This is a genomic window from Psychrobacter sp. NPDC078929, from assembly GCF_050267985.1.
Classification (GTDB): Bacteria; Pseudomonadota; Gammaproteobacteria; order Pseudomonadales; family Moraxellaceae; genus Psychrobacter.
In genome coordinates, this window is sequence record NZ_JBNNFX010000008.1 from 59614 (window position 1) to 71720 (window position 12107).

The 12107-nt window shown below is 38.9% G+C and carries 9 protein-coding genes; all 9 read left to right on the plus strand.

Annotated features, from left to right (window positions below; genetic code table 11):
• The first annotated feature begins 41 nt into the window (after positions 1–41).
• The 9 genes from ACQKCG_RS06325 (at position 42) to ACQKCG_RS06365 (ending at position 12093) form a co-directional block, all read left to right on the plus strand.
• Positions 42–1577 carry a type I restriction-modification system subunit M gene (locus tag ACQKCG_RS06325; RefSeq protein WP_427585280.1) on the plus strand — a complete coding sequence of 512 codons (1536 nt, stop codon included), beginning with the start codon at positions 42–44 and terminating at the stop codon, positions 1575–1577.
• Positions 1567–2799: a restriction endonuclease subunit S gene (locus tag ACQKCG_RS06330; protein ID WP_427585282.1), complete on the plus strand. Its 1233-nt coding sequence runs from the start codon at positions 1567–1569 to the stop codon at positions 2797–2799. Before ACQKCG_RS06325 ends, ACQKCG_RS06330 begins: the two co-directional genes overlap by 11 nt.
• 103 nt (positions 2800–2902) lie before the next feature.
• A complete protein-coding gene (locus ACQKCG_RS06335) occupies positions 2903–4111 on the plus strand; it encodes a nucleoid-associated protein (RefSeq protein WP_201582792.1) in 1209 nt (402 codons plus the stop codon).
• Complete coding sequence (locus tag ACQKCG_RS06340; RefSeq protein ID WP_427585283.1) at positions 4104–5423, plus strand: hypothetical protein; 1320 nt, start codon at positions 4104–4106, stop codon at positions 5421–5423. Before ACQKCG_RS06335 ends, ACQKCG_RS06340 begins: the two co-directional genes overlap by 8 nt.
• A gap of 213 nt (positions 5424–5636) precedes the next feature.
• Positions 5637–5774, plus strand: coding sequence for a hypothetical protein (locus ACQKCG_RS06345; protein ID WP_427585284.1), 138 nt, complete (start codon positions 5637–5639; stop codon positions 5772–5774).
• On the plus strand, positions 5767–6885 hold the full coding sequence (locus ACQKCG_RS06350) for an MBL fold metallo-hydrolase (protein ID WP_427585285.1): 1119 nt from the start codon (positions 5767–5769) through the stop codon (positions 6883–6885). The genes ACQKCG_RS06345 and ACQKCG_RS06350 overlap by 8 nt, the downstream gene beginning before the upstream one ends.
• A gap of 22 nt (positions 6886–6907) precedes the next feature.
• A complete protein-coding gene (locus ACQKCG_RS06355) occupies positions 6908–10252 on the plus strand; it encodes a type I restriction endonuclease subunit R (RefSeq protein WP_427585286.1) in 3345 nt (1114 codons plus the stop codon).
• A gap of 6 nt (positions 10253–10258) precedes the next feature.
• The gene (locus tag ACQKCG_RS06360) at positions 10259–11083 is read left to right on the plus strand and encodes a M48 family metallopeptidase (protein ID WP_427585287.1); all 825 of its coding nucleotides are present in this window, start codon (positions 10259–10261) and stop codon (positions 11081–11083) included.
• 335 nt (positions 11084–11418) lie between these two features.
• Positions 11419–12093, plus strand: a complete 675-nt coding sequence (locus ACQKCG_RS06365) for a flavin reductase family protein (RefSeq protein WP_075106475.1) — start codon at positions 11419–11421, stop codon at positions 12091–12093.
• The last annotated feature ends 14 nt before the right edge of the window (positions 12094–12107 follow it).

Below are 12107 nucleotides of genomic sequence, written 5' to 3' on the forward strand. Positions count from 1 at the left end.
TATAAAAACTCGTAACCTTCCAAAGTATCTAGGACTAATAAATGCCTGCCAGTACCACTAATAATATTAGCAAAATCAATCAAGACGATATCAATAAAGCCGTATGGAACGCCTGTGATACTTTCCGAGGAGTCATCAGCGCCGATACCTATAAAGACTTTATCTTAACCATGCTGTTCCTAAAGTATCTGTCTGACGTTTACCGTGATGAGTACATCAAGCTGGTTGAGCAGTTTGGCGACAACCCAGAGCTGATCCATGCCATGATGTCCAAGCAGCGCTTTGTCTTGCCTGAAGGCGCAAGCTTTTGGGACTTGTATGAGCAGCGTCATCAGCCGGGCAACGGTCAACGTATTGACGAGGCGCTACACGCTATCGAAGAAGCCAACGGTACTAAGCTCAAAAACGTCTTCCAAGATATCAGTTTTAACACTGATAAACTGGGTCAAGAAAAGCAAAAGAACGAGCTACTACGCCACTTATTAGAAGACTTTGGCAAAGACATCCTGAATCTAAGTGCCGAGCGTGTCGGTAGCCTCGATGTGATTGGCAATGCGTACGAGTACTTAATCAAGCACTTTGCGGCAAGTAGTGGCGCGACGGCTGGTGAGTTCTATACGCCGCCCGAAGTATCGAATTTGCTAGCGATTATCCTTGAGCCTGTTGAGGGTGATGAAATCTGTGATCCAGCTTGTGGTTCAGGCTCGCTACTCATTAAGTGCGGGGCGATGGTACGCAAAAACTCAAACTCTAAGAAGTATGCGCTATACGGTCAAGAAGCCATTGGCTCGACATGGGCACTGGCAAAAATGAATATGTTCCTACACGGTGAGGACAACCACCGTATTGAGTGGGGCGATACCATCCGCAATCCGCTGCTATTAGGTAGCGACGGCAAGAACTTATTACAGTTCGATGTGGTGACCGCCAACCCGCCGTTTTCACTAGATAAATGGGGTCATGACGATGCCAGTAGCGATCCCTATGGTCGCTTCCATCGAGGTGTACCGCCTAAGACTAAGGGCGACTATGCCTTTATCAGTCATATGATCGAAACGCTAAAGCCTGCGACTGGCCGTATGGGTGTGGTCGTACCGCATGGCGTGCTATTCCGTGCGTCAAGCGAAGGCAAAATCCGTCAGCAACTCGTCGAAGAAAACCTGCTCGATACGGTGATTGGCTTACCGGAAAAACTGTTCTTTGGGACGGGTATTCCAGCGGCTATTCTGCTATTTAAAAAGAATAAAACCGATGACACGGTACTGTTTATCGATGCCAGTAATGAGTTTAAATCAGGTAAAAACCAAAACCAGCTCACTGATAGCAATATTGCTAAAGTCATCGAAACCTATAAAGCGCGGGAGAGCGTTGATAAATACGCGTATCTAGCGAGCTTTGATGAAATTAAAGAAAACGACTTTAACCTTAACATTCCACGTTATGTCGATACCTTTGAGGAAGAGGCGGAGATTGATCTGGTCGCGGTGCGTACTGAGCGTCTTGAGTTAAAGGCTGAACTCGATGCGCTAGAAGCAGAAATGGCAGGGTTTTTAAAGGAGTTGGGTTATGATGCCTAATGGTTGGGAGTCAGGCGTTATAGAGGACATAGCACAAGTTTCTTCGGGTGGTACTCCTAGCAGAAAAAAAGATTCTTACTGGGTTAATGGCACTATTCCTTGGGTAACTACTGCTGAAGTCAAGTTCAATGTGATTACTGATACTGAGCAAAAAATTACTGAAGAAGGTCTTCAAAAATCATCAGCAAAATTATATCCGAAAGATACTATTTTAATGGCTATGTATGGTCAAGGAAAAACTCGTGGTCAAGTAGCCAAGCTTGGGATTGAAGCTTCTACAAATCAAGCATGTGCTGCGTTACAGTTGAATGCAGGATTTAACGTAGATTATTATTATCAATATTTGACTAGCCAATATGAAAATATCAGAGAGCTAGCCAATAGTGGTGGTCAGCAAAATCTAAGCGGCGGAATTGTTAAAGAAATTCAAGTTCCGATTCCACCACTCCCAGAACAACAAAAAATCGCCAAAATCCTATCGACTTGGGATAAAGCGATTAGCACGACTGAGCGTTTGATTGAGAATAGTATCCAGCAGAAAAAAGCGTTGATGCAGCAATTGCTGACGGGTAAAAAGCGTTTGCTTGACGAGTCAGGTCAGCGGTTTGAGGGTGAGTGGGAGGAAATTGAATTAGGAGATATCTGTAGCCGAGTCATGGAAAAAAATAATGGTCAAAGTACAAACGTTGTGACCATATCAGCTCAACAAGGATTAATAAGACAAGAAGAATTTTTTAAAAAGAGCGTTGCTTCAGAAATATTGGACAACTATTACGTTCTTAGAAAAGGGCAGTTTGCCTATAATAAAAGCTACTCAAATGGGTATCCGATGGGAGCTATTAAGCGTTTGAACAGATATGAAGACGGAGTAGTTACCACGCTTTATATTTGTTTTGAAATTAAAGATCATTCGAAAACTGATACTGATTTTCTTGAGCAGTACTTTGATTCTGGTTTGCTAAATAGAGGTTTGACAAAGGTTGCAGCTGAGGGTGGTCGTGCTCACGGACTGCTTAATGTAAAGCCATCCGACTTTATGGCACTCAAGTTTAAGTTTCCTACTTATCCAGAACAACAAAAAATCGCCACTGTGTTAACTAATGCCAATAAAGAAATTGAGTTACTTGAGCAGCAGCTGGCTGATTTGCAGCAAGAGAAAAAGGCGTTGATGCAGGTTTTGTTGACGGGTAAGAAGCGGGTGGTGGTTGATGGGACGTTTTAAATCTGAGTAGTAAGAGAATAAGAGGTAAACACTAGTGAAATTATGTATAGTAATGTGAATTGTTTAAATAATATAAACTTTGGTAAGAGAAGATATTCATAATATGACGACAATCAGTATACATGCAGCAGTTATTCACGATTTACAAAAAAAGAGACATACTCAAGGTGATGAGTCTGTAGTTTTGGTAGAGCGACAAAGTCTACACGAAAGCAATGCTTTATTAGATAAATTTGCTGAAAAAGTAGATTATGATTCAAGAAACGCAAGTCGAGTAACATCAACTTGTGGTAGCTTCACTAGAGAAAATACTTTATCAAAAGTAATAGCTACTCACTATATGAGTAATAGTAGTCAGAATATTGAAGCTGATGATTTTCTAGAACTATCGAAAGAGATAGTTAGGGCACTCAAAAAGCAAATGCAAGATGAGATGATGGCAACAGGAGGTTATATACCAGTACTTTGGTATAGAAGGGACAATAAAGATTATTTAGTAATTGGTCTTGTTAATCCATCTTCTGGTTTTACTTTAGACCCTACTGGAGCAATTATACCAAATACAAACATTGATAATGCTTCATTAAGATTTTCTGTAAGCATAGAGCTTGCTGTTTTTAACCAACATTTAAATGAAGATAGTGTTGTACAAGATGGCAATTCAGACGAGGATAATGATACAACGAATCAGATATCTAATTATGTAAGATGGACAAGAAAAAAAGGTTTTGTGGCTCAATATTTTCAAAGTTTTGTTCCAACTGCAATTCCTTTGAATGATGGTGCAACTACAAAAGAAGTAATTAAGTACATTGGTAAGTATTTAGACCATATTATTCCAGAGACATATGAAGGTAGAAAAAAACTAAGATATAGTACTGAACAGCAAATATACGGTCTAATGAGTCAGAAATGTCGCTCTGAAGAAACTGTGAATGTTGAAGAAGACATTCTTCCCATATTCGACGCACTAAGAGTTTCAAATCCAGAGTTATTTCCACAAGACCAAGATATTATAACCTTTGGCGATTATTGTGAAAACGAGGGCTATACTGACTACAACTCTATTTTTAATCCTAAACAATCTACAGTGGATAAAAAGTTAAAAGTAGATATTCAAGTAGGCGAAAGTATAAGTATAAAAGGTACGAAAAGAGATATTGATAAGGCGACATCCCTTGTCGTAGAGAGTCAACAGGTTAACGACAAACACTATAAGTTAATGATAAAATTGACTGAAGAAGAGTATGAAGATATCAAGCGTAATAACATTGGCATTAAGATCGAGAATAAAGTGATACAGGATGAATAATGTTGTTAATAGCCTCAAAGAAGTTTTAAAAATATCTACTGTAATATCCTATACTGAAACAGGTTTTATAGGTGAATTTATAGCAGATGAAGATAATAAAATACACTCTATAATAAAATATACTGAACATTACACCAATAGTAATAATTCTATATCTATTGATTTTGACGATGATGACCTTTATGCCCCTATGTATAAAGATTTTAAAATTGGTAACAGTTATTCGTTCGTCTTGAGCGTAAATATAATTTCCGTAAGAAGTAATTTTTTCTCAACCTTAGACTACTTGCTGAATTATGTTCTTTCATCTTTCGAAAAAATAGATTGGAATAGTAAAATTATAATTCCATTCGAAAATGATTTAGCGTCTGATATGAGTATGTATCGCCAATATTTTGTTTATCTCAATGAAATTATGGTGTTGTATGCTAAATACGCATACTTAGATGGTCATAGGCAAGTCGTATTATTTACAGATAAACCACTAGTTATCTCTCCTAACTCAGGAGAAAGCTTTAAAGAAACGTATAAGAAGATCTTTGATAACATTAATATTGAAGTGCTAGGAAGATCAATATATGAGCTAAAAGAATTTTTAAATGAGGAGCCAATTGATAAACATAAGACAGAAAAACAGTCTATATTTATTATGGAAACAGCTAACATACTGGAAAATTATGAAAAATCAGAAAGGTTTTATGAGCTTGTAAAAAGTATAGAGAAGATATCCTCCTGTACTTTGGGTAGCTTTCAAGCCTATTTAAATAATTTTAGTTATCAGAAGCTTGAGCTAGAACTAAAAAAAGATTTAGACTATTTTGTAAAATCTGTAAACGATTCTTTAGGAACATTACAAACTCAGGCATTAGGTCTACCAGTAGCAGCAGCCCTGATACAGTTAAACAAGGTTAATTTAAATATTTCGTATCTAGCGTTGATGATATTTAGCGGTTTTGTCATGTTTAATACTTTCCAACAGAATGAACAGCTAGCCTACATACGAGTGTCTATAGAGAGGTTCTTCAACAAAGGCGATGTAAGCTCTATTGTCACTAAAGATAAACTACTTTCAAGAATGCAACATATATTAGATTCTCGCTTTAACTTTATTTCAGTATATGTAAGAGCAGTCTTAAGTATAGCAACTCTAATTTTTGTATATGGTTTTGAGCGTTTTTTGTCAGTTACGGTTTTGAATTATAAGCTTCCCATACTATTTATTACGTGCCTTTGTTTAATAGTTTTTTATATTTATTTAATAAGAGATGAATATAAAAGATTGGTGAGGAAATTCAAAAACAGAACTAAATAATTAGTGGTGTAGGACATAGTCTTGACATCTCGACGTTAAAATGAGCAAATATTGACATAATGGTAAACATTAACTAATCCACACCCAACATAACCGCCATGCTACGCATTTTGAGTGACGCGCAACCTTGGCGGTTTTTCTTTGCCTTTTTTTATGACGTTATCAGTTACAATTGATAAAATCAGACAAACGCTATCTTTAAAGTGGGTAGATATGACCAACCACAGTACCAATTTCCAAGAAGAATTTAGCTCAAAGATACCTGCCTTAACTTTGCTAAATACGCTAAGCTATCAGTTTATCCCAAAGCAACTATTGATAGATAAGAATCAGGTGGTGATTAATGGCTAATCTTAAGGTCATCCGTACATTTCATCCTATAGGACAAGGCGGATTTTATTCGGAACGTCACAATAATTTTAATATAGTTTATGACTGCGGTGCACACCCAATTTCTAACTATGCAAAGAAACTTGCAGGAAATGTATTTTCAAAAGATGAGTATATAGATGTACTTTTTATCTCTCATTTCGACTACGATCATATATCTGCAATTCCAATGCTAAAGAAGTCAGTAAAAAATATCAAATCAGTTGTAATTCCATTGTTAACGAAAGAGCACAAAAACTTGTTAATAAATATCAACCGTGTTCTTTCACATAGTTTTATAACACTAATTAAAAATCCTGAAGCTTACTTTGGTCCAAATACGACTATAGTTTATGTTCACTCAGACGACGATGAAATTGATGATAATAGGTTAGTTGATTTAAGAGATATTACTAGTAGTAAAAAAAGAAAGAAACATATTTCTAGTGGTGTCGAACTAACATTAAGAGATACGCCAAATTGGGTTTATATTCCACATAATTATAAGCATAAAGACCGTCACCTTGATCTTATTAGTAGACTTAGTAACCTTGGAAGCAAATATGATATTAATAAACTAGAAAATGATCCTGATTATACAATTCAGCAGTTGAGCGATAAAAATTCTCGAAATGAGCTTAAGGCTATTTACAAAAAATTAGATGGTAATATTAATGAAAACTCAATGTTGCTTTATTCCGGTCCAAGAGATGAATTTAGTGCTAAAGACATGTGGATGTACGAAAGTACTGCTCATGAATATTACTGTACGCTTAACTATAAAAATCAAGTAGGTTGTATTTATACGGGTGATAGTGATTTCAACGGTTTTCAGTTAAAAGATATCTACTCACTTCAAAACCGATGTGTTGGGATAGTTCAAGTACCTCATCATGGCTCTAGCAAAAGCTTCGATATAAACGCATTAGACGGTTTTAGTTCACTGACCTGCCCTGTATCGTACGGCACAAAGAACTCACATCAGCACCCAGAAATAAGTGTTATTAACGCACTATCTTTAAGACAATTTGCACCTATTTTAATAAGTGAAAAACCAAGTTCACAAGTGATTCAGAGAATATATTATAAATAATATAAGTATCAGGGGTATTTGATTGTCTAAAATTAATAGCATCAACTTCGCTGAAGAATTCAGCTCAAAAATACCGGCCTTAACACTGCTTACTACGCTAGGCTATGAGTTTATTCCGCCGAGCCAATGCATCGCCATGCGTAGCAGTAAGTTGCTAGCGAATCAGGCGAATGCTAATAAAGCCACTAACCTAGTGGTGTTATTGCCTATCATGCGTGCGTTTTTAGCCAAGCAAGCTTTTACGTTTGAAGGTAAGTCATATCATTTATCAGACAATGCTATTGATAAAATCATGCACGAGCTAAACCCAGCCATGAACTTAGGCTTGCAGCTTGCCAATGAAAAGCTATATAACGCCATGCTGTATGGCGTGACGGTGACTGAGTTTATCGACGGTAAAAGAACCTCGCAGACCATTGCTCTGATAGATTGGAATAATATCAGTAATAACAGCTTTCACGTTACCGAAGAGCTGGTGGTACTTAATAGCGAGGGTACGAACAGTCGTAGACCTGATATTGTTTGCTTTGTGAATGGTCTGCCATTAGCAGTGATCGAAGCCAAACGCCCTGACTCTAGTAGAGAATGGCAATCGACCAACGCCCAGGCAGTCTCCCAGCATATTCGCAATCAAAAGCAAAAAGAAATCCCGCATTTATTTGCCTATAGCCAGTTATTGCTAGCGGTGAACGGTAATGACGGTCTGTATGCCACCTGCGGTACGCCTGAGAAGTTTTGGGCAAAATGGGTCGAAGAAGAAATCTCTGAGCCTGAGTTTGCTCGTTTGAAAAACCAAGCGCTCAGTACTGATCAGATTGAGAGTTTATTTGCTCATCGTCCTGCCAAAGTTAAAAATGAATATAAATCATTGATTGCTGGTGGTGATCTAGCCGTCACCGACCAAGACCGCTTAATCATCAGTCTTTTAAAGCCACAGCGCCTGCTTGAGATGACACGCCTGTTTACCTTGTTTGACAAAAAGGCTGGCAAAATTGTTGCCCGTTATCAGCAAGTCTTTGGCATCAAAGCTTTGATTGAGCGTATTAGTAGTTTCGATGAAAAGGGCAGTCGTGAGGGCGGTGTCATTTGGCATACCACAGGCAGTGGTAAATCTTTCACCATGGTGTTTTTCTCCAAAGCACTTATTTGGTTAGAGGATCTTGCCAAGTGCCGTGTCATCATAGTCACCGACCGTGTCGATCTGGAAACTCAGCTTAGTAAAACCTTTGCTTCTGGTGGCGTATTATCCGATCGAGATAAATCCGATGCCATGGCAACCTCTGGTCGCCGTCTAGCGCAGCAGATTGGTCACGGTAATGAGCGCGTTATTTTCTCTATCATTAATAAGTTTGGCTCAGCCGTTAAGTATGATGAATGCTATAACGACAGCCCAAATATCATCGTCATGGTCGATGAAGGTCACCGTAGCCAAAACGGTGAGAACAATATTCGTATGGCACAAGCCCTACCAAACGCCGCCTTTATTGCTTTTACGGGTACGCCACTGCTTAAAGACGATAAGACCGAAAACAAATTCGGTAGCATCATTCACTCTTACACCATGCAGCAAGCAGTCAAAGACAAAACCGTTACGCCACTGTTATACGAAGAGCGTATCCCTGAGCTCAATACCAATGATCAAGCCATAGATAGCTGGTTTGACCGTATTACCCAAAAGCTCACCGACGATCAAAAAACTGACCTCAAACGTAAGTTCTCACAAAAAGGTCAAATCTATCAGGTTGAGGGTCGTATTGAGCTGATTGCTCATGACATCTCCGATCACTTCCAAAACTTTAAACAGCAGCATTTAAAAGGTCAGTTGGCTTGTGACTCTAAAGCCTCTGCTATCCGTTACAAGCTTGCGTTAGATAAGATAGGCAAAGTGTCATCCGTGGTTGCCATATCGCCGCCTGATACCCGTGAAGGGCATGACACCGTCGATGGCGAATCAAAAGACATCGTCCAGAATTGGTGGCAAGATAATGTCGCCAATCAGTATGGCGGTGACGAAAAAGCCTATACCAAAGCCATCATAGAAGCCTTTAGTCAAGATGATGGTCCTGACATTATGATCGTCGTTGATAAGCTATTAACGGGCTTTGATGAACCAAAGAATACCGTACTGTATATCGATAAGCCATTAAAGCAGCACAACCTGATTCAGGCGATTGCACGGGTAAACCGCTTACATGAGAAAAAGCGTTTTGGTTATCTGATTGATTATCGTGGCATCCTAAAAGAGCTGGATATCACCATTGAGAAATACCAAGACTTAGCGGAACGTACGCAAGGTGGCTTTGATATCGAAGACCTTAAAGGTCTATATAACGCGATGGATACTGAGTATAAGCAGCTACCCAGACTGCATAGCGAACTGTGGGCAATATTCTCATCGGTGAAAAATAAACAAGATGGGCAAGCGCTAAGGCAGGTGCTTGCACCAAAGATGCAGGAAATCGATGGCAGGGTAGTCGATACCAAGCTCAAAGAGCGTGACGACTTTTATTCAGCTTTGACCAGATTTTCTAACGCCATGAAGATTGCGTTGCAGTCAGCGTCTTTCTTTGAAGATAAGTCGTTTGATAGTAAACGTGATCGTTATAAAGCCGATCTAAAAGCCTTTATCAACCTACGTAAGCAAGTGCGCGAGGATGCTGATGAAACCATCGATTACGATGAGTATGAAGCGGATATTCGAAGCTTACTTGATAAGCACATCGCAGGGCTTGAGGTTCGTGAGGCAAAAGGTGCTTACTTGGTTGGCAACTTAGGTAAGGATGTTAAGCCTGAAGAATTAAGCGATGATGAAGCCCGTAACCAAACGGATAAAATCACTGGTCGGGTGACCAAGATGATTGAGCAGGATTTGGCTGATGATCCTTATGCCCAAGAGTATTTTTCTAAATTGCTTAAGCAAGCGATTGCGGATGCCAAAGCAATGTTCGATGCGCCAGTGAAGCAGTACATGATGTTTGCTGACTTTGAGCAAGCCGTCAAAGACCGTGATGTCGCTGATGTACCAAATGATTTTGTCGATGATAGTGGTAAATTAAACAAACATGCTCAGGCATATTTTGGTTTGTTTAAGCACTTATTTGAGGCTGATTTCTTAGCGGATAAAGAGCTAGATAACGACAAGCTAGTCGCTTATGCCTTTGATATTGATAATATCGTTAAGACAGCCGTGGCTGAGTATTCTATCAATCCAGCAGAGATCGAAAATGCTATTAGTGTCAAATTGCTACCGATGTTATTTATGGATTTGGGTATCGACAAAGCGCAAAAGCTCATTGAGGAAGTACTAAAGATTACCCGACTTGGGCTGTCAAGAGAAACAAGCGGCCCACGTGCAGCAAGAGGGTAGTAGGCAATGACTGAGAATGGCATTTTTTATTATGGTCAAGATAAGATCTACTACGAAATCGTGCGTAAAGAAGTAACGTATAAAGCAACAACAGGTAAGTCTAAAGCTGACACTCTGACCACTGAAAAAAGTAAACCTCGCAAAATCGTGATTAAAGTACATCCTGATCAGCGTGTGGTCGTTACCACGCCTATTGATGCTACCGATAAGATCATAAATGACGCAATGATGAAGCGTGCGCGCTGGATATGGCAAAACATACAGGACTTTGCCAAGCAAAAAGACCATGTATTGCCTAAGCGTTATGTCAGCGGTGAGACTCAGTTTTATCTGGGTCGTCGTTATGTCTTAAAAGTGATAACGAATGCAGAAACTAACGATGTAACAAACAGCACTGTGAAGCTAAGTCGCGGTAAATTAAACGTAGAATTGTCTCAAAGTGATTCTACATTAAATCTTGAAGCACGAGCTGTTCTTGTGAAAAGCCTAATTGATGAATGGTATAAGAATAAATTTAGGTCGATCTCTAGAGAGAGGCTTGAAGCCTTGATATATAAGGTTTCATGGGTTAAAAATAGTCCTTCAGTAAAATTAATGACCATGAAAAAACAATGGGGCAGCTGCTCGGCTCAAGGCAACTTAATCCTCAATCCACACTTGGTGAAAGCCCCTAAAGAATGTATCGACTACGTGATACTGCATGAGCTGTGTCATATCAAAGAGCACAACCACAGTGAGCGGTTTTGGCGACTGCTGTCGCAAGTTATGCCGCATTGGAAAGCGGTCAAAACTGAGCTGGATAGCATGGCTGAGCTTTATTTGAATGAGTGAGGGTTGGATATTCGGTGCTAATAAGCCTTGCACTCTTGTAAAAGCAGGTTTTTTAAGCAGTTATTAATCTTATCCTTTTCAAGGAAAAATAGGTGAACAGTTATCTTGAACAAACGCTAGATATATCAAAACTAAAATTAGAATCTTGAATAGCCTCATTGAAAAATGGGGCTATTTTTTTAAGTAATTTTTGTTTCTCAAAATTCAAAAAATAAGTAATTTTCACTTGCTCTCTTAAAAAAAATAAGCTATTTTATTAAATAAGGATGAATTGTATATACAAATAATACATTCTTTAGCTCTGGTTTCTAGTAACGCATTTACAAGGATATTTTATGCATTATTCTCCTAAGAACGATGGTATCCGTAGTCATGGCTTACCATTCGACCCGTTCAAGAGTAGCGCCGTGCCTCGACCAATTGGTTGGATTTCGACTATATCGAAAGACGGTAAAGTTAACCTTGCCCCTTATAGTCAGTATCAAAACTTAACTTGGGATCCACCGATGGTTATGTTTGTTGCTAATCAATCTGTTTTAGATGACGGTCAAAGCCGTAAAGATACTGTGCGTAATCTTGAAGAAACTGGATGGTTTGTGTGGAACATGGCCACATATGATTTGCGTGAAGCCGTTAATAAATCTGCTAAAGCATTACCGTACGGTGAAGATGAGTTTGAATTTGCCGGTGTCACAAAATCTGATTGTATCGAAGCACCTGCACCTAGAGTTGCCGAGTCACCAATTAACTTTGAGATTGAGTATGTTCAATCCATTCGTATTCCAACAGGAAATCCAGTTTCAACATTTGACATTATCATTGGCCGTGTTGCGCATGTTCACATCAAAGATGAGTTCATTATGGATAATGGCAAAATAGATATTGCTGCCATCAAACCTTTAGCACGTCTCGGATACTATGATTACACTGTCGTAGAAAAAATATTCGAGATGAAAGCTCCTGTTGCTTCTGACAAAGAGTTAGCAGGTTTAGAAGGACGAACAGACTAGAGTGTATGTGTTGA